An 18,311-nucleotide genomic window follows, 5' to 3' on the forward strand; every position below is an offset into this window, starting at 1 on the left:
GCCCATGATCCTGTCGCACCGGCACCGATTCATCTTCATCAAGACGGCCAAAACGGCCGGAACCAGCATCGAATTCGCCCTCGCGACCCTGTGCGGCCCGGAGGACGTGGTCACGCCGGTGTCGGAGCGGGAGGAACGGGAGCGGGGGGAGCACGGGGCGCGCAACTGGGTGGTGCCGCTCCGCGCGCGGCCGCTCAGGTGGTGGTGGGCCAAGGCCACGGGACTGAACACGAAGTGGTACGGCGAGGTCTACTACAACCACATGGGCGCCGCGCGCGTGCGGGCGCTCGTCGGCGAGGCGGTCTGGTCGAGCTACCGGAAGGTCGCGGTCGAGCGCAACCCGTGGGACCGCGAGGTGTCCAACTACTTCTACCGGGCCCGACTTCAGAAGAACCCGCCGAGCTTTCGGGACTTCGTCCTCGACGACCGGCTTCATCATCCGCTGAAAAACTTCCACGCCTATTCGATCGACGGCCGGGTGGCGGTCGACCGGGTGCTGCGGTTCGAGAGGTTGGAGGAGGACCTGGGGACGTTCCTCGCCGAGGTCGGGATCGACCGCCTGCCGCCGCTGCCGCGCCAGAAGGGCAACCTGCGGCCGAAGGGCATTCCCTACCGGGACTACTACGACGACGAGACGCGGGAGAAGGTCGCCCGGCTCTACGCGCCGGAGATCGCGCTGATGGGCTACCGGTTCTGACGTCGGGCGAGGGACGTTCGGCCGCGCCGCTCAGCCTTTCGGCGTACTTTGCGGCCCCGGGGGGGGCATGCTAAGCAGCCCCGACACGGCAACCGGGGGCTCGCGCCATGAAGGAAATCCTCGCTGAACTGGAGCGTCGGCGGTCGGAAGCCTGGGCCGGCGGCGGCCCGAAGCGGATCGAGGCGCAGCACAAGCGCGGCAAGCTGACGGCGCGCGAGCGGATCGAGTGCCTGCTCGACGAACGCTCCTTCGAGGAGATCGACATCTACGTCGAGCACCGCTGCACCGATTTCGGCATGGCCGATTCGAAGACGCCGGGCGACGGCGTGGTGATCGGCTCGGGCACGATCAACGGCCGGGTCGTCTACGTCTTCGCCAAGGACTTCACGGTGTTCGGCGGGTCCCTGTCGGAGACCCACGCCGGCAAGATGACCAAGCTGCAGGACATGGCGCTCCGCAACCGGGCGCCCATCATCGGCCTCTTCGACGCCGGCGGCGCGCGCATCCAGGAGGGCGTGGCGGCGCTCGGCGGCTACGGCGAGGTGTTCCTCCGCAACGTCCTCGCCTCGGGCGTGATCCCGCAGATCTCCCTCATCATGGGCCCCTGCGCGGGCGGCGACGTGTACTCGCCGGCAATGACGGACTTCATCTTCATGGTGCGCGACACGAGCTACATGTTCGTGACCGGCCCGGACGTGGTGAAGACGGTCACCAACGAGATCGTCACGTCGGAGGAACTCGGCGGGGCCTCCGTGCACACGACCAAGTCGTCGGTCGCCGACGGGTCCTTCGAGAACGACGTGGAGGCGCTGCTGCAGGTGCGCCGGCTGGTCGACTTCCTGCCCGCCAACAACCAGGCGTCGCTGCCGGAGATCGCCACCCACGACCTGGCGGACCGGGTCGACCGCTCGCTCGACACGCTGGTTCCCGACAATCCGAACAAGCCCTACGACATGAAGGAGCTGATCCTGAAGGTCGTTGACGAGGGCGACTTCTTCGAGATCCAGGGAAACCACGCCAGGAACATTCTCTGCGGTTTCGGCCGCATGGAGGGACGGACCATCGGGGTGGTCGCCAACCAGCCGATGGTGCTCGCGGGCGTCCTCGACATCGACGCTTCCAAGAAGGCGGCGCGCTTCGTCCGCTTCTGCGACTGCTTCAACATCCCGATCGTCACCTTCGTGGACGTGCCGGGCTTCCTGCCGGGCACCGCGCAGGAATACGGCGGGCTCATCAAGCACGGCGCCAAGCTGCTCTTCGCCTTCGCGGAGGCGACCGTGCCGAAGGTGACGGTCATCACCCGCAAGGCCTATGGCGGGGCCTACGACGTGATGAGCTCCAAGCACATCCGCGGCGACGTGAACTACGCCTGGCCGACGGCCGAGATCGCCGTGATGGGCGCCAAGGGGGCGGTCGAGATCCTCTACCGCTCCGAACTTGGCGATCCCGAGAAGATCGCCAGGCGCACCAAGGAATACCAGGACCGCTTCGCCAACCCCTTCGTGGCGGCCGAGCGGGGCTACATCGACGACGTGATCATGCCGCATTCGACCCGCTCGCGCATCGCCCGCGCGCTCCGGCTCCTGCGCAACAAGCAGGTCGAGAACCCCTGGAAGAAGCACGACAACATCCCGCTGTGACGGCGCCGCGGCGCGGCGCAAGACGAGGCCTGGGCTTAACTCCCGGGCAAGCGGGGCCTGCTAGGCTTGCCGGATCTTCCTCCCGAGAGGACCCGGACCGATGCAGCCGTTCGATCGCAAGAGCCTCCTCGACAAGGCGAGCCGCACCGGCTCGCTCGACGCCGCCGACGTCCTCGTGCTCCGCCGGGAGGTCTACGGGGACGACGGGCGGATCGGCCCGGCGGAGGCCGAGCTCCTGTTCGACCTCGAGGACCGGATCACGGCGCCGGTGCCGGAGTGGACGGCGCTCTTCCTGGAGGCCATGACGGACTACGTGGTCGAGCAGACCGAGCCGCAAGGCTACGTCGACGAGGCCGAGGCGCAATGGCTGCTTCAGCGCATCACCGCCGACGCGAAGGTCAAGTCGGAGACCGAACTGGAGCTCCTCGTCAGGGTCGTAGAGAGGGCGCGCGCCGTGCCGTTCCGGCTCTCCGCCGCCGCGCTGGCGGAGGTGCGGCACGCGGTCGTGGACGGATCCGGCGTCACCCGGCACGGGCGGCTGGAGCCGGGGCGGATCACCATGGCGGAGGTGGCGCTGGTCCGTCGCGTCCTGCACGCGGCGGGCGGCGAGCGCGGCATCGCGGTGTCGCGCGAGGAGGCCGAGGCGCTCTTCGACATCGACGACGCGGTCGGCGACGCCGAGAACGTGCCGGAGTGGGCCGGGCTGTTCGCCAAGGCGGTCGGCAACTACCTCATGGCGGCCACCCTTCACGAGGCCCCCGCGCGCGAGGAGGCCCTGCGGCGCGAGCGCTGGCTCGACGCGCCGGCCGAGGGCTACGGGACCTTCCTCGACCGCTTCGTCGACGGGCTGACCGGCTTCGGCAATCTCATCGAGACCCTCACCCAGAGCCTCTCCGACAAGGTCGAAGCGGCGCATGCGGAGGATAACCGGCGCGACGCGGCGGCGATCACCGATGCCGAGGCGCTCTCGGCGGGCGAGGTCGACTGGGCGGTCGCCTGGATCGGGCGCAATGGGCGCGTGACGGCGGCCGAGATGGCCCTGATCGACTTCCTGCGCCGGATCCATCCGGTGCTGCCGACACCGCTCGAGGCGGTCGTCCGGCGCGGCGCCGCCTGAGCACGACCGGTCAGGCCGGCCGCTCGCCGAGCGCGGGCCGCGGCTCGGGCGGAGTCGTGAAAGCCTTCAGGAGAATGGCGGCGAGGATCAGTGCGCCGCCCGCCAGGCTCGTCGCCTTGGGGGTTTCGGCGAAGACGAGGTAGACCCAGAGCGGGGCGAAGACGGTCTCTGTCTGCGCCAGCACCGTCAGGCCGACGGCGGGCACGGCGCGGGAGGCGCGGTTGAAGAGGATCGTCCCGATGCCGATCAGCGCGGCGCCGTGCGTCACCGCCATGGCGACGTCGAGCGGCGGCGGCAGCAGGGTGCGCCCGTTGAAGAGCGTCGCGGCCAGGCACACCAGAAGGGTCAAGAGCCCGTAGCCGGCCAGGACGGGCGCGAAGTCGCGGCCCTTGCCGAGACGCACCGCGACCGCATAGACGGCGAAGCCGAAGGCCGAGAACAGGCCGCCGAGGTTGCCCGCCAGGTCGCCGCCGCCGAGGTCGCCGCCGACCATGACGAGGAGGCCGGCGAGCCCGACCAGGATGGAGGCCACCCCGCCCGTCCCGAGCCGTTCACCCAGGAAGATACGGGCCAGGATCGCGGTCTGCAGGGGGGCCGTGGAGGCGAAGAAGACCGCATTGGCGACAGTGGTCCGCTTCAGGGCGAACACGAAGGCGACCGCGGCGAGGACGAGGCCCGCGGCCGCGACGAAGCCGAGCCGGTCCGTCTTGAGGAACCGGGGCAGCAGCAGGCCGCCGCCGGACACGACCGAGATGCCCTCCATCACGGCCATGACGCCGACCGCACGCCAGATCAGGTACTGGAACGGATCGGCCTCGGCGGCGAAGCGGACGGTGAGGACGCCGAAGCTCCAGAGCAGCCCGGCGGCGAGGGCCATGGCGGATCCGATCAGCGGCGAGCGGGACATCGGGCCATTCTCCGGGTGACCGGGCCGGCCACTGGGCCGTTTGCGGGGGGCATGCCGGCGCCTCAGGCCGCCGGACGGATCGGAGCCGCCGCGGCGGCCCGCTCGGGGGCGCCGGCGGCGAGCATACGCCACAGTACGTAGCCGCCGAAGAGTGCGTGGAGGGCGGCGTTGTGCAGATAGAGCAGGCTGGGGCCGGCGCGCGCCATCAGGGCGGCGGCCGAGACCGGGCCCGCGATCGCGCCGAGGCAATAGACCAGCAGCAGCACCGCGGCGACGCCGACGGCGTTCTCGCGTCCGGTGCGGTCGTTCACATGGGAGGCCAGCACGTAGTACTGGGTCGCCAGGACCGACCCGAGCGCGAAGCCGAGCGCGTAGAGGACGGGATGGGGCAGGCGCGCGCCGAGGAGGCCGATCAGGACCTCGAAGAGCACGCAGGCGCCGATGAGGCCGAGCAGGACCCGGCGCCTGTCGATCCGGTCGGACAGGCGCCCGACGGGGATCTGGAGCGCGGCGCAGCCGGCGGTCAGGAGCGTCATGTAGGTGCCCACCTGCGCGGTGGAGAGGCCGATCTCGGCGGCATAGACCGCCGACAGCGACCAGAAGGGGCCGTTGCAGGCGCCGATGAGGAAGACGCCCACGATGGCGACCGGGCTCGTCCGCCACAACCAGCGGACCGGCAGGCTGGGGCTCGCCGGCCGTTCCGGCGGATCCTGCTCGGTGAGCGCGAGGGGCAGGATCGAGGCCGCGAGCAGGGCCGCGGCCGCGGCGAAGAGCGTGAAGCCGGTCGGCTCGTCCAGCCGGAGCAACTGGTTGCCGGCGGCCCAGCCGGCATACTGGATGACGCTGTAGACCGAGATCACCCGGCCGCGCACGGCATTGTCGGACTTGCCCTGAAGCCAGCTCTCGACCGTGGCGTAGACCCCGGCGAGGCAGAAGCCGAGCACGCCGCGGAACAGGATCCAGGCCCCGATCTCGTGGAAGACGGCAAAGCCGAGGGTCGCCACGATGCCGATGGCGATGGAGGCCGTGTAGGCGCGGGCGTGCCCGGCGTGGCGGACCGCGCCGGGGTTGGCGACGGCACCGAGCATCATACCGAGGAAGTAGGCCGAGCCGAGCAGGCCGACCTCCACCTCGCTCGCCCCGTGGGCGCGGGCTCCCAGGGGCACGATCGTGGTCAGCAGTCCGTGGCCGGTCAGGAGCACGAAGACGGAGACGAGAAGGGCGGCGACCGGGCGATAGGCGGAGGGCACGGGACGGGCTTCCGATTCGCGAGGGCGTGGCGGGACGGTACCACTGTGGGCGGCCGGCGGGCGGCGCATGGTTCGGCGCGACACCTTCTGTCGCCGGCCGCCCTGCGCCGATGTGCCGGGTCGGCGCTCAGGCGCGGCGTTCGGGCGCGAAAGGCGGGGCGGAGAAGCGGCGGATCAGCCAGCTGCGGAAGACCGAGACGGCCGTGTCGCCGAGGTCGTCGGGATCGGTGGCGAGGTAGTAGCCATAGCCGTCGTCGATCATCAGGTCGAAAGGCCGGACCAGCCGTCCGGCCGCGATCTCGGCCTGGAAGAGCAGGGGGTCGACGAGCGCCAGTCCTTCGCCCGACAGGGCGTATTGCACGGCCATCTGGGCCGTGTCGAAGACGAGGCCGCGGTCGACCTTCACCTCCGGGCACCCGGCGGTGCGGGTGACCATTTCCCAGAGATAGGTCTTCGGCCGGTCCTCCAGGCGGACGTGGAGGAGGTCGTGGGCCGCGAGGAAGCGCCCCAGGTCCGTCCCCTCGGCGCGGGCGGCCACGTCCGGGTGGCAGAGGATGGTCAGGCGGACCATCCACAGAAGGTCGAGGACGCGATCCGTGACCTTGGGCTCGGAATAGATCACGGCCACGTCGGCGCCGCGTTCCATCGGGCCGGAGACGATGCGGCTGTCGATATCGATGCCGATGTCTGGGTGTTCGGCACGGAAGTCCTTCAGGATGGGAACCGCCAGCTGGTGCGCGAAGGTGTGGGGCAGGGCGACCCGCAGGGACCGGCGGGGGCCGGCGCGCTCGGCACGGACCTCCTCGAGCGCCTCGTCGATGCGGTCGAAGGCGCGGGTGACCACGGGGAGGAGCCGCCGACCGGCGTCCGTCAGGGCGAGTTGGTGCGGCTTGCGCTCGAAGAGCGGGATGCCGATCAGGTCCTCGAGCCCGATCACGTGGCGGCTGACGGCGGACTGGGTGACCAGCAGCGACTGGGCCGCGGCGGTGAAGCTGCGGTGCCGTCCGGCGGCCTCGAAGGCGCGCAGGGCGTTGAGGGGAAGCCAGCGGCGGTCCATCGGAGCGTCTCCCGGGCACGGGCACCCGGGCCGTCAGCCGATCCGGGTCGCCGTCAGTCTCTCCTCGTCCAGTTCGTAGCCGAGGCCGGGCGTCTCCGACAACACGATCCAGCCGTCGCGGTCGACGTCGAGGGGCTCGCGGATCGGGAAATCCCGGCGCGGCAGGGTCCACTCCGGCGGGTCGAAGGGGAACTCCAGGTACGGAGCGTCGGCCAGCGCGCAGGTGAGGTGGGCGTTGGCGACGACGCCGAGGCCGTTGGTCCAGGTGTGCGGCGTGAAGACCAGGTTGGCGGCCTCCGCCATGGCGGCGACGCGCCGGAGCCCCGTGATCCCGCCGACGAGCGCGGCATCGGGCTGCACCACGTCCAGGCAGCCGTCGCGGATGAGGTCGCGGAACTCCGGCAGTTCGCGCGTCATCTCGCCGCCGGCGATGCGGATGTCGGTCATCTCGCGCAGGCGCCGCATGCCCTCGCGGTCGGAGCGGTGGAGGGGTTCCTCCATCCAGTAGACGCCGAGCCCCTCCAGCTCGCGGGCGACCTGCAGGGCGTCCTTGAGCGACCAGGGGGCATAGGCGTCCCAGGACATGCGCCAACCCTGGTTGCAGTCCACCATCAGGTCGAGCTTCGTGCCGACCCGGGCGCGGACGGCCTCCAGGGCGGCGATGTCGGCGCGCCAGTCGCCCCGGTGGAAGCGGATCTTGAGGGCGCGGAAGCCGCGGTCCAGGTAGGCCTCGGCCGCCTCGGCGAGGGCTGCGGGGGCGCGCAGCGTCCCCGAGGAGGCGTAGGCGCGGACGCGGTCGGAGAGGCCGCCCAGCAGCTTCCAGACCGGCAGGCCGGCGATCTTGCCGGCGAGGTCCCAGAGCGCGAGGTCGAGCGGCCAGCAGCGGCCGACGTGGAACTGGATGTTGGAGAGGATGCGCCAGTGCCGCTCGATCGCGAGCGGGTCCTGCCCGATGAAGAGATCCTCGTGGCCGGCGAACCCGGCCATCGCGTCCCCCGAGCCGACGCCGACGAGGCCCTCGTCGGTGGTCACGCGGACGATCGTGGCGTCGAAACGGGTGCGCGGCCGCGTGTCCCAGCTCGCGTGGAACGGCGGATCCAGGGGCAGCCGGTGATGGGTGATCTCGATGCCGGTGATCTTCATGGCGGTCCGGCCCTCACGCCTGCGTCAGGACGCGTTCGGCGAAGACGAGAAGGTCGGCGTCCTCGATCCGGCGGCGGTTGGAATGGCGCATGGCGGCGTTCTCGGGGCGCGCCATCTGGGCGGAGAGCGTCTCCGGCGCGATCCCGGCGAACTCCTCCGCGAGCGACACACGGATGCCGATGCCGCGGGTGAGGCGCTCGAAGGCGGCCGGCAGGTCCCGGGCCGCGCCGAGGCCCATGGCGCGCGCCGCCGCGTCGAAGCGGCCGTCGTCGTCGACGATGTTCCAGTCGAGGGTCGCGATCATGCCGAGGGCGACGGAGCGGCCGTGGTGGAGGGGGCGCAGGGACGCGAGGGCATGGCCGATGGTGTGGGCGACGGCGGTGCCGCCGTTGTCGATGGCGATGCCGGCGAGCCAGGCCGCCCGCTGCAGGCCGGCGCGGGCCTCCAGGTTGGCCCCGTCCGCTACGGCGGGCTCCAGATGACGGGCGGCGAGGCGGATCGCCTCGTGGGCGTAGAGGCGATTGGCCGGCGTGGCGTTGGCGTTGGTGGCGGCCTCCAGGGCGTGGACCAGGGCGTCGATGCCGGTCTGGGCGGTGAGGGCGGGCGGCAGGGAGAGGGTCGTCTCCGGGTCTAGGATGATCTCGTGCGGCTTCAGGGCGTCGCCCCAGAGCCAGACCTTGGCCTTGTCGGCACGCGTCAGGATGGCGGTCCGGGTCGCCTCCGAGCCGGTGCCCGACGTGGTCGGGATGGCGATGCGGGCGAGCGTCGCGGCGGGGAAGTCGCGTTCGCAGAGCTGATAGGCGACCGCCGGGGCCGTGTCGGTCGCGATCGCCGCGACGGCCTTGCCGAGGTCGAGGGCGGAGCCGCCGCCGAGCGCCACGACGGCCGCGGCCTTCGAGCGCCGGGCCACGGCGGCGGCGGCGTCCGCCTGCGCGGCGGTCGGATCGCCGGTGAAGTCCGAGAAGGTCTCGACCGCGAGCCCCGCGCCGGCCAGCGACGCGCGGACGTCGTCGACGAGGCCGGTCGCGGCGAGGCCCGGGTCGGCGACGAGCAGGACGGCGGCGCCGGGCCCGGTCAGCGCGGCGGCCAGTGGCCCGGCGGCGTCACGGGCGCCGGGGCCGCCGGTGATGTGGGGCAGTCGGGCGAGTTCCCAGCGGGCCATGCGTCCTCCGAACGTCGATCCCGCTCAGGTTTAGTGGCGCGGGGGCGGGCCGGTCAGCGCCGATATTCGATAGCGTGATCCAAAAAAACGATATGGCCGCGCCAGGCCTTTCCGCGCCGGCCGGCAGGCGGCAGGGTCTCGGGGGCGGGGCGAAAGGATCTTCGATGGCGAGCGACACGGGTGAGGGGATTTCGGCCGGGGCGGGCGAGCGCGGGCGGCGGCGGGGGCGCGAGGAGCGGCAGAGGAGCCGTCCGGCCGAAGTGCGCAAGCCGCAGCCGCGGCTGCCCTTCGCCCCGGTGCCGGCGGTCTCGGCGGACGAGCTGGAGGCGATTCACGCCGCCTCGTTGACCATCCTGGAAGAGATCGGGATGGACTTCCTGCATGACGAGGCGCGCGCGATCCTCAAGGCGGAAGGCGCGGACGTCGACCCGAATTCGAAGCGGGTGCGTTTCGACCGGGGGCTCGTCGAGGCCAAGATCGGGCTCGCGCCGCCGAGCTTCCGGTTGCATGCGCGCAATCCCGGCCGGGACGTCGTGTTCGGCGACGGCCACGTGGCCTTCGCGTCCATCGGCTCGACGCCGAACGTGGCGGACCGGGCCGGCGGTCGGCGGCCCGGCAACATCGCCGACTACCGCAACCTGATCCGGCTCGGACAGACGCTCGACGCCATGCATCTCTGGGGCGGGTATCCGACGGAACCGGCGGACATCCACGCCTCCGTGCGGCACCTCGACGCGCTGCAGGCGATGCTGACCCTCTCGGACAAGCCGATCCACGCCTATTCGCTCGGGCGGGAGCGGATCACGGACGGCATCGAGATGGCGCGGATCGCCCGGGGCATCGACCGGGACCGGCTCGAGCGCGAGCCGTCGGTCTTCACCATCGTCAACTCGTCGTCGCCTCTCAGGCTCGACGGGCCCATGCTGGAGGGCATCATCCAGATGGCGCGGGCTAACCAGGTGACGGTGCTCACGCCCTTCACGCTGGCGGGCGCCATGGCGCCGGTGACGATCGTCGGGGCGGTCGCGCAGCAGAACGCCGAGGCCCTGGCCGGGCTGGTGTTCGCGCAGTCCGTGCGGCCCGGCTCGCCGTTCATGTACGGCGGTTTCACCTCGAACGTCGACATGAAGTCGGGGGCGCCGGCCTTCGGCACGCCGGAATACATGAAGGCCGCGCTCCTCGGCGGCCAGCTCGCCCGCCGCTACCGGGTGCCCTACCGGTCGTCGAACGCCTGTGCGGCGAACACGCTCGACGCCCAGGCGGCCTACGAGAGCGTCTTCTCGCTCTGGGGCGCGATCATGGGCGGGGCCAACCTGATCATGCACGGGGCCGGCTGGATGGAAGGCGGACTGCACGCCTCCTTCGAGAAGATGGTGCTCGACGCCGACCTCCTCGGCATGATCGCGGAATTCCTGACGCCGCTCACGGTCGACGACGACACGCTGGCGCTCGACGCCGTGCGCGAGGTCGGGCCGGGCGGGCACTTCTTCGGCTGCGCGCACACGCAGGCCCGCTACCGGACGGCCTTCTTCGCCCCGATGATTTCGGACTGGCGCAACTACGAGACCTGGCGCGAGGCCGGGTCGCCGACCGCCTACGACACGGCCGAGCGGCTCTACCGGGAGCGCCTCGACACCTTCGCGGAGCCGCCCATGGAGCCGGCCGTCCGCGAGGAACTCGACGCCTTCGTCGCCCGCCGCAAGGCCGAGGGCGGCGCGCCCACGGACTTCTGACATGGGCGAAACGGCGCGCTCAGACCTCCGACAGGATCTTCTCCCGCGCCGCGGAGGCGAGGAAGGCCGAGCGCGTCAGGCCCCGCCGCTTCGCCGCCGAGTCGATCGCCTGCAGGAGGCCGGCGTCCATGGAGATGTTGGCGCGGGCGGGGCGACCCGACTCGAAAATCAGCGGCACCAGCACGAATGCGTCAGTCTCGGACATATCTTTGCGAATGGCGGGGTCCGACGCACATTCGGAAATGGTCCGCGCCGCAGGAAGCGAGCGACCTCGGCGCGCGAGGTCGTCAGCGATTTCGCTCAGAGCCGACACCGCATCGCTGAGAGCCTGCTCTGGTGTCCCCCCGCCGCCATGGCATCCCGGAACGTCCGGAATCCGGACGCCCCAGACATCCTTCTGTCCGTCGATGATTCCGACATAGTGAGTCATGAACGATATCCTCAAAGCCAGCCGGCCAATCGTGCGATCGATCGTGCGACACCTTCGGATTGGTCCTTGTGCCTGGGCACGATGATCTGGATGTCGGGCCGGTCCAGTTTCACGAACTTGTCGTGTTTTGCACCGCCGATGTTCACCCACCCCTCGCGCGAGAGGCGCGCAACGATACGACGCGTATTGGTTTCCACACTGGGCACCGCATGTCTCTCCAATGTGCATATAAATGTGCAAAATGTCCAGATGCATCCGGCCGGCTTTACGGTCGAGTACCGCTCCCCGGCTGCTGCGGGCGGCAGAGAGGCCATCTTTCCTAACGTAATGTCGAACTTCGCGAGAAGTGAAGCACCGTCGCGCGTTCCTCGATGCCGACGTGGCCCGCCGTCCCCCGGCTCGCTATCATGGAGCCCCTTGCCGGTCGGATTCGCCCTGTTCGTCCGCCCGCAGTTCCCGGAGACCGCCGACCTTGTTTCCCTCGACGCCGCACGGGGCCGTGCGATCGGTGTTCGTCGCGTTCGGGGTAGCGCTCGGCCTGTGGTCGGGGGCGGTGCCGACCGTGGCGGCCCGGTCGGGGATCTCGCCGGCAGAGCTGGGGATCGGCTTCACGCTGTTCATGGCGGGCAACCTGACCGCCATGTCCTTCGCGGGCGTGCTGGCGCGCCGCTTCACGCTGAGGCGGATCCTGCTCGCGGCGCTGCCGGCCCAGGGGCTGGTGCTGCCGCTCCTGTTCCTGGCGGCCGGGCGGCTGTGGTTCATGGCGGCGCTGACCGCGATGGGGGTGCTGGTCGGGATCATCGACCTCATCATGAACGCCGAGGGCATGGCGGTGGAGACCGAGAAGCGGGCGCCGATCCTCGCCGGGCTGCACGGCTTCGCGTCGGGCGGCATCGCGGTCGCGGCGATCCCGTCGAGCCTGGCGGTGACGCTCGCCGGGCCCTGGACGATCGCCGCGGCGGCGCCGCTGGTGTTCGGCTGGGTCGCGCTCTGCGTCACCCGTGCCACGCCCGAGCGGCCGCTCAGGCCGGCGGACGGGCGGTCGAGGCGGCTGCCGCTGACCTGGAGCCTCGTCGCGATCGGGCTGGTGGCGGGCATCTCCATGGCGGGCGAGATGGCGGCGATCCTGTGGTCCTCGTCGCTCCTCGCCGTGGAGGCGCCGCGGCTGGCGGCGCTGGCCGGGACGGGCGCGGCCTTCTTCGCGGGCTGCCAGTCGAGCGTGCGGCTCGTCGCCGACCGGCTGCGGGCTCGGCTCGGCGACCCCCTGCTGATGAACCTCTCCATCCTGGTCGCGACGGCCGGCTTCGGCATCGTGGCGCTCGGGGCGGGGTTCTGGACGAGTGCGCTCGGCTTCGCGCTGATCGGCGCCGGGACCGCCTCGATCGTACCCTGCGGGTTCGCGCTCGCGGCGACGACCTCGTCGCTGGCGGCGTCCACCGCGCTCGCGGTGGTGACCCTCGTCTCGTCCCTGCCGCGCGGGCCGATGCCCTTCGTGTTCGGCGCGATCGTGGAGCGTTACTCCTTCCCGCTGGCCTTCGGGCTCTTCACGGGGCTCCTCGCCATCGCGTTCCTGATCGCACTCGCCTTCCAGCGCTCCCGGCGCGCCCTCTCCTGAGGGCGCGGACGGCCGGGCGCGTCGTCCCTCGGTCCCGTCCTACCGGAGTGAAGCCATGAAGTCCTCTGCCCGGGTCGTCGTCATCGGCGGTGGCGTGGTCGGCTGTTCGGTGCTCTACCACCTGACCAAGCGCGGCTGGCGCGACGTGATGCTCATCGAGCGCGCGGAGCTGACCGCGGGGTCGACCTGGCACGCCGCCGGCGGCTTCCACACGCTCAACGGCGATCCGAACGTCGCCAAGCTGCAGCAGTACACGGTCGAGCTCTACCGGGAGATCGAGGCGCTCTCCGGCCAGTCCTGCGGGCTGCACCTGACGGGCGGCGTCATGCTGGCCGGCACCCGGGAGCGGCTCGACTGGCTGAAGATGGCCCATGCCAAGGGGCGCTACCTCGGCATGCACACCGAGATCATCTCGGCCGCCGAGGCCAAGCGGCTGATGCCGCTGATCGACGAGACGAAGTTCGTCGGCGCCATGTACGACCCGTTCGAGGGCCACCTCGACCCCTACGGGACCACCCACGCCTACGCGAAATCGGCCCGGATCCAGGGCGCCGAGATCGTCCTGCGCAACCGGGTCGTCGACACGGTCCAGCGGGCGGACGGGACGTGGGACGTGGTCACCGAGCAGGGCACGGTCCATGCGGAGCACGTGGTCAACGCGGGCGGGCTCTGGGCGCGCGAATGCGGGCGGATGATCGGGCTCGAACTGCCGATCCTGGCCATGGAGCACATGTATCTTCTGACCGACGACATGCCGGAGGTGGCCGAGATCAACGCGGCGACCGGCAAGGAGGTGATCACCGCGCTCGACTTCGAGGGCGAGATCTACACGCGCCAGGAGCGCGGCGGCATGCTGCTCGGCACCTACGAGAAGGCCTGCAAGCCGTGGTCCGAGAAGACCACGCCCTGGGACTTCGGCCAGGACCTGCTGGAGCCCGACCTGGACCGGATCGCGCCCTCGCTGGAGGTCGGCTTCGAGCATTTCCCGGCCTATGCCAGGGCCGGCATCCGCAAGATCATCAATGGCCCCTTCACGTTCGCCCCGGACGGCAACCCGCTCGTCGGGCCGATCAAGGGGGTCCGCAACTACTGGGTCGCCTGCGGCGTGATGGCGGGCTTCAGTCAGGGCGGCGGCGTGGGGCTGGCGCTCTCCAACTGGATCGTCGACGGCGATCCCGGCTTCGACGTGTTCGGCATGGATGTCGCCCGCTACGGCGACTGGACGACCCTCGGCCACACCAACGCGAAGGTGCGCGAGAACTACGCCCGCCGCTTCCGCATCCGCTTCCCGAACGAGGAACTGCCCGCCGCGCGGCCGTTCCGGACCACGGCCCTGTATGACCGGCTGGTCGAGGGCGGCGCCGTCATGGGGGACCTCTGCGGCCTGGAGCATGCGCTGTGGTTCGCGCCGTCCAGGGCCGAGGCGCGCGACGACTTCTCGTTCCGACGCTCGAACGACTTCCCGCATGTGGGGGCCGAGGCGCGCGCCGTGCGGTCCGGCGTCGGTGTCCTGGAGATCTCGAACTTCGCCAAGTACGAGATCGCGGGGACGAGTGCGGAGGACTTCCTCGACCGCCTGCTGCCGAACCGGATCCCCGCGGTCGGCCGCATGGTGCTCACCCCGATGCTCAATCCGGCCGGCATGCTGATCGGCGACTTCACGGTCGGGCGGCTGGCGGAGGACCGGTTCCTGGTCTTCGGCTCGAGCCTCGCGGAGGCCTATCACATGCGCTGGTTCCTGGCGCGGGCGCCGGAGGGCGTGTCGGTCCGGAGCCTGGGGCTCGAACTGGTCGGCCTTCAGGTCGCCGGACCGCGGTCGCGCGACCTGCTCGCCCGTCTCGCACAGCGCGACGTGTCGGCCGCCGCCTTCCGGTTCATGGACATCGCCCGCTTCGACGTCGGCCGCTTCCCGGCGACCGTCGGGCGGGTCACCTACACGGGCGACCTCGGCTACGAGATCTGGGTCAGGCCGGAGCACCTGCGGGGGCTCTGGGATCTGGTCCTGACGGCCGGGGCGGACCTCGGGATCCGTCCGTTCGGCGCGCGGGCGCTCAATGCGCTGCGGCTCGAGAAGAGTTTCGGCTCCTGGTCGCGCGAATACCGGCCGATCTACACGCCTTGGGAAGCGCGGCTCGAGCGGTTCGTGGCGACCCAGAAGGCCGACTTCGTGGGCCGGGACGCGCTCCTGCGCGCGCGGGAGGCGGGGCCGAAGCGGATCCTGGCGACCTTCGCGGTCGATGCGCTCGACGCGGACGTGATCGGCGACGAGCCGATCTGGCGGGACGGGCGGGTGGTGGGCTGGGTCACGTCGGGCGGCTATGCGCATGCCAGCGAGACGTCGGTCGCGCTGGGCTACGTCGAGGCGGCCGCCTTCGAGGCGGCGGCCGGATACGAGATCGAGATCATCGGCGAGCGCCGTCGGGCCAGGGTGCTCGTCGAACCGCTGTTCGATCCGGCCGGCGTGCGAATGCGGGCCTAGGCAGGAACCTACGCAGAAATCACATTGTCCGTTTCCATACGGACCATGGATTATATTCGTATTCTTGATCAGCGTGACGAAAGGGCACAAGAGCAACCACGCTTCTCGGGCGCAGCGTTAACCTGGAAGTCACTACCGAAATTCCAAGCTTGTGAGCATTGAATTCGGGGTGCCCGCCATGATGTCGTCGCTACGCTTCCGTATACCTTTTGCCCTCGTCGGGCTGGCGCTGGCCAGTGCCGCCGTGATGGGCACGATCGGCTGGATGGGAGCCCGGGACGGTCTCGAAGCCGAGGCCCGCAGCCGGCTCCTGCAGGCGGCGGGCGCGCGGGAGCTCAGCCTCGACCTCATCGCCGAGAGGCTCGACGTCGACCTTGCGGCGCTGACGGCGGACAAGATCATCGCGGGCAATCTGGGCGACCTCGACGAGAACCTGCAGCCCGGCAAGCCCGATACCGATAAGGTCATCCAGTTCTTCGCCGGCCTGCCGGCGGCCGAGCGCGCGCAGGCGGACGGTGCGAAAATCGGGGCCATGTACGGTGTCCGCCACGCCAAGGTGCACCCGGCGGCGTCGGCGGTGAAGGCGGTCGGCGGCTACGCAGACATCCTTCTTCTCAACAAGGACGGGCGCGTCGTCTACACGGTCGTGAAGGGCGACGACTTTGCCCATGACGCCGCGCGGGACCTGGCCGGCACCGGGCTCGGCCAGCTCTTCACCGCCATGCGCGACGGGCCGGACGACAAGGCCAGCTTCGTCGACTTCGCGGCCTACGCGCCGGGCGGCGAGGAGCCTTCCGCCTTCCTCGGCCGTCCCCTGGTGCGCAAGGCGAACGTTGCCATGGGCGAGGCTCAGGCGAGCGTGCGCGGCGGCTACGTGGTGCTCCGGCTGGGCCCGGCGATCTTCGACCGGGTGCTGTCCGACCGCAACGGTCTCGGCGATACGGGGCAGACCTTCGCGGTCGGCCCGGACGGGCGGCTGCGCAGCAACGCGCCGCTGTCCGCCAACCCGACGGCCGGCTTGCCGGCGACCGCCGTCGGCATGGCGGCGGAAGCGGCGAAGCTCCAGGCCGGTTCGGTGTTCCGGTTCATCCGCGACGGCGAGGAGCGGCTCGCCGCCACGTCGCGGACGCGGATCTTCGGCAGCGATTGGATGCTGGTGGCCGAAAAGGCGGTCTCCGAATCGCTCGCCGCCGCGGACGAGATCAGCCGGACCCTGCAGATCGCCGCCGTCGCCATCCTGGCCGGCACGGTGCTGATCGGCATCCTGGTCGCCTCGGGCATCACGCGGCCCATCCTGAAGCTCACCGCGGCCCTCCGGGCGATTGCGGGCGGCAAGCTCGACGAGGAGATCGCCGGCCGGCACCGCAAGGACGAGATCGGCGAGATCGCCCGTGCGGTCGCCAGCATCAAGGATTCCGTCGAGGCCGAGGCGGCCTGGCGGCATGCGGAGAACGAGAGCGGACGCGCGGAGCAGGAACGTGCCCGGCGGGCGATGACGTCGCGCCTCGCCCGCGAGTTCGAGGAGAAGGTCGGGTCGGTGGTGGGCACCGTCGCACGGGCCGCCGAGACCCTGGAGACGGAGGCCGGCCGCATGGCGGAGCTGGCGCAGGTCTCCGCGAAGCGCTCCAGCACCGTCGCGGAGGCCTCCGAGGCGGCCAACACGGACGTGCGCAGCGTCGCCAATTCGACGGATCGGCTGCTGGCGTCGCTCGGCGGCATGGCGGAGCTGATCGGGCGCTCCGGCACGATCACGGCCCAGGCCGACCAGCAGGCCCAGGCCACCAACACCCTGGTGGAGTCCCTCGCATCGACGGCCGCCAAGATCGGATCGGTGGTGGACATCATCCAGTCGATCGCCGAGCAGACCAACCTGCTCGCCCTCAACGCCACCATCGAGGCGGCGCGGGCGGGCGAGTCGGGCCGGGGCTTCGCGGTGGTCGCGGGCGAGGTGAAGACGCTGGCGGGCCAGACCGCCAAGGCCACGGACGAGATCGCCCTGCAGATCGCCGACATGCGCGAGGCGACCCGAACGGCGGTGGACGCCATCAATAAGATCCGCAGCGTCGTCGGCGACATCGGGGCGGCGGTCGGGTCCGTTTCGGAGGCGGTCACGGACCAGCGTCATGCCACGGACGGCATCGCCCGCTCGGCGCAGAACGCCGCACAGGGGACCGAGATCGTCTCCGCCAACATCGTCGACGTCCGCCAGGCGGTGGTGTCGACCGAGACCGCGGCCCAGTCCGTGGTCGAGCAGGCCCGGGACCTCGGCCGCGAAGCGCAGGAGCTTCAGGACGGGCTGCGCCGGTTCGTCGAGCAGCTCGAGGCCGCCTGACCGGAGCCGTCGCGGGACGTCGCGAACGCGACAGCGCGCGGGCGCGCGCCGGGCGAAAGTCTGGGGCGCCGGTCGAGGCGGGCCGGCGCCGAGGCCCCGACCGTGCCATGACCGAGCCCGCTCCCGACAGGAAACCGCGCCGCATCGCCTGTTCGCGCTGCGGGGCGGCGTTCGGCTGCCTCAACGACGGGTCCGGGCGCTGCTGGTGCGGGGAGGAGCCGTTCCGTCTGCCGGTGCCGCTGCCCGCGGAGGTGGGACCCTTCGCGGATTGCCTCTGTCCGGACTGCATCCGAATCGTCGCTTCCGCGTTAGAGGCCCGTGGCACCGGACCGGAGGCTCGACGATGACCGACACGACGGCGATTCACGAGGGCGGCTGCCTGTGCGGGGCGGTGCGATGGCGGGCGGTCGGGCCCTTCCGCGACTTCACCGCCTGTCACTGCACGCAGTGCCGGAGGACGAGCGGCCATTTCGTCGCCATGAGCTCGGTGCCGCTCGACAGCTTCACGATCACGCGGGAAGACGGGCTCGCCTGGTTCCAGTCCTCGTCGATCGCGACCCGGGGCTTCTGCCGGATCTGCGGCGGCAACCTGTTCTGGAAGCCGACCGCCGAAGCCCGCATCTCCATCGCGGGCGGCTCCTTCGACGGACCGACCGGCCTCTCCATCGCCAAGAACATCTACTGCGCCGACAAGGGGGACTATTACGAGATCCCGCCGGGGGCGCCCTGCCATCCGGAGTCCGATTGAG

At 71.0% G+C, this 18,311-nt stretch carries 16 protein-coding genes; 9 read left to right on the forward strand and 7 right to left on the reverse strand.

Features of this window, described 5'->3' with window-relative positions; genetic code table 11:
* The first annotated feature begins 4 nt into the window (after positions 1-4).
* From WBG79_RS23430 to WBG79_RS23440, 3 genes are all read left to right on the forward strand, one after another.
* The gene (locus tag WBG79_RS23430) at positions 5-697 is read left to right on the forward strand and encodes a sulfotransferase family 2 domain-containing protein (RefSeq protein WP_337359659.1); all 693 of its coding nucleotides are present in this window, start codon (positions 5-7) and stop codon (positions 695-697) included.
* 107 nt (positions 698-804) lie between these two features.
* Entirely contained in the window at positions 805-2,337 is a 1,533-nt protein-coding gene (locus WBG79_RS23435; RefSeq protein WP_337359660.1) for an acyl-CoA carboxylase subunit beta, read from the forward strand.
* Positions 2,338-2,437: 100 nt separating this feature from the next.
* Positions 2,438-3,454 carry a hypothetical protein gene (locus WBG79_RS23440; protein WP_337359661.1) on the forward strand — a complete coding sequence of 339 codons (1,017 nt, stop codon included), beginning with the start codon at positions 2,438-2,440 and terminating at the stop codon, positions 3,452-3,454.
* A gap of 10 nt (positions 3,455-3,464) precedes the next feature.
* Here WBG79_RS23440 and WBG79_RS23445 read toward each other — a convergent pair whose 3' ends face one another.
* The 5 genes from WBG79_RS23445 to WBG79_RS23465 form a co-directional block, all read right to left on the reverse strand.
* Positions 3,465-4,361 (reverse strand): DMT family transporter, encoded by an 897-nt coding sequence (locus WBG79_RS23445; protein ID WP_337359662.1) that lies wholly within the window; start codon positions 4,359-4,361, stop codon positions 3,465-3,467.
* A 62-nt stretch (positions 4,362-4,423) separates the two neighbouring features.
* Complete coding sequence (locus tag WBG79_RS23450; protein WP_337359663.1) at positions 4,424-5,611, reverse strand: MFS transporter; 1,188 nt, start codon at positions 5,609-5,611, stop codon at positions 4,424-4,426.
* Positions 5,612-5,738: 127 nt separating this feature from the next.
* Positions 5,739-6,668 carry a LysR substrate-binding domain-containing protein gene (locus WBG79_RS23455; RefSeq protein ID WP_337359664.1) on the reverse strand — a complete coding sequence of 310 codons (930 nt, stop codon included), beginning with the start codon at positions 6,666-6,668 and terminating at the stop codon, positions 5,739-5,741.
* Positions 6,669-6,701: 33 nt separating this feature from the next.
* Positions 6,702-7,811, reverse strand: a complete 1,110-nt coding sequence (locus WBG79_RS23460; protein ID WP_337359665.1) for a mandelate racemase/muconate lactonizing enzyme family protein — start codon at positions 7,809-7,811, stop codon at positions 6,702-6,704.
* 13 nt (positions 7,812-7,824) lie between these two features.
* On the reverse strand, positions 7,825-8,973 hold the full coding sequence (locus WBG79_RS23465) for an iron-containing alcohol dehydrogenase (RefSeq protein ID WP_337359666.1): 1,149 nt from the start codon (positions 8,971-8,973) through the stop codon (positions 7,825-7,827).
* A gap of 164 nt (positions 8,974-9,137) precedes the next feature.
* Here WBG79_RS23465 and WBG79_RS23470 point away from each other — a divergent pair, with 164 nt between their 5' ends.
* Positions 9,138-10,706 carry a trimethylamine methyltransferase family protein gene (locus tag WBG79_RS23470; protein WP_337359667.1) on the forward strand — a complete coding sequence of 523 codons (1,569 nt, stop codon included), beginning with the start codon at positions 9,138-9,140 and terminating at the stop codon, positions 10,704-10,706.
* A gap of 19 nt (positions 10,707-10,725) precedes the next feature.
* Here the strand turns inward: WBG79_RS23470 and WBG79_RS23475 are convergent, their stop codons facing one another.
* Positions 10,726-11,136, reverse strand: coding sequence for a type II toxin-antitoxin system HicB family antitoxin (locus tag WBG79_RS23475; RefSeq protein WP_337359668.1), 411 nt, complete (start codon positions 11,134-11,136; stop codon positions 10,726-10,728).
* Positions 11,137-11,147: 11 nt separating this feature from the next.
* A complete protein-coding gene (locus WBG79_RS23480) occupies positions 11,148-11,342 on the reverse strand; it encodes a type II toxin-antitoxin system HicA family toxin (protein ID WP_337359669.1) in 195 nt (64 codons plus the stop codon).
* A 266-nt stretch (positions 11,343-11,608) separates the two neighbouring features.
* Here WBG79_RS23480 and WBG79_RS23485 point away from each other — a divergent pair, with 266 nt between their 5' ends.
* The 5 genes from WBG79_RS23485 (at position 11,609) to WBG79_RS23505 (ending at position 18,310) form a co-directional block, all read left to right on the forward strand.
* Positions 11,609-12,751 carry a hypothetical protein gene (locus WBG79_RS23485; protein WP_337359670.1) on the forward strand — a complete coding sequence of 381 codons (1,143 nt, stop codon included), beginning with the start codon at positions 11,609-11,611 and terminating at the stop codon, positions 12,749-12,751.
* 55 nt (positions 12,752-12,806) lie between these two features.
* Positions 12,807-15,230, forward strand: a complete 2,424-nt coding sequence (locus WBG79_RS23490; protein ID WP_337359671.1) for a GcvT family protein — start codon at positions 12,807-12,809, stop codon at positions 15,228-15,230.
* A 151-nt stretch (positions 15,231-15,381) separates the two neighbouring features.
* Positions 15,382-17,562: a methyl-accepting chemotaxis protein gene (locus WBG79_RS23495; RefSeq protein WP_337359672.1), complete on the forward strand. Its 2,181-nt coding sequence runs from the start codon at positions 15,382-15,384 to the stop codon at positions 17,560-17,562.
* A gap of 107 nt (positions 17,563-17,669) precedes the next feature.
* The gene (locus WBG79_RS23500; RefSeq protein WP_337359673.1) at positions 17,670-17,909 is read left to right on the forward strand and encodes a cysteine-rich CWC family protein; all 240 of its coding nucleotides are present in this window, start codon (positions 17,670-17,672) and stop codon (positions 17,907-17,909) included.
* Positions 17,906-18,310, forward strand: a complete 405-nt coding sequence (locus WBG79_RS23505) for a GFA family protein (RefSeq protein ID WP_337359674.1) — start codon at positions 17,906-17,908, stop codon at positions 18,308-18,310. Before WBG79_RS23500 ends, WBG79_RS23505 begins: the two co-directional genes overlap by 4 nt.
* Position 18,311 lies beyond the last annotated feature (1 nt).

The sequence above is a fragment of the Prosthecomicrobium sp. N25 genome, from assembly GCF_037203705.1.
In the GTDB taxonomy this organism is placed as follows: Bacteria; Pseudomonadota; Alphaproteobacteria; order Rhizobiales; family Ancalomicrobiaceae; genus Prosthecodimorpha.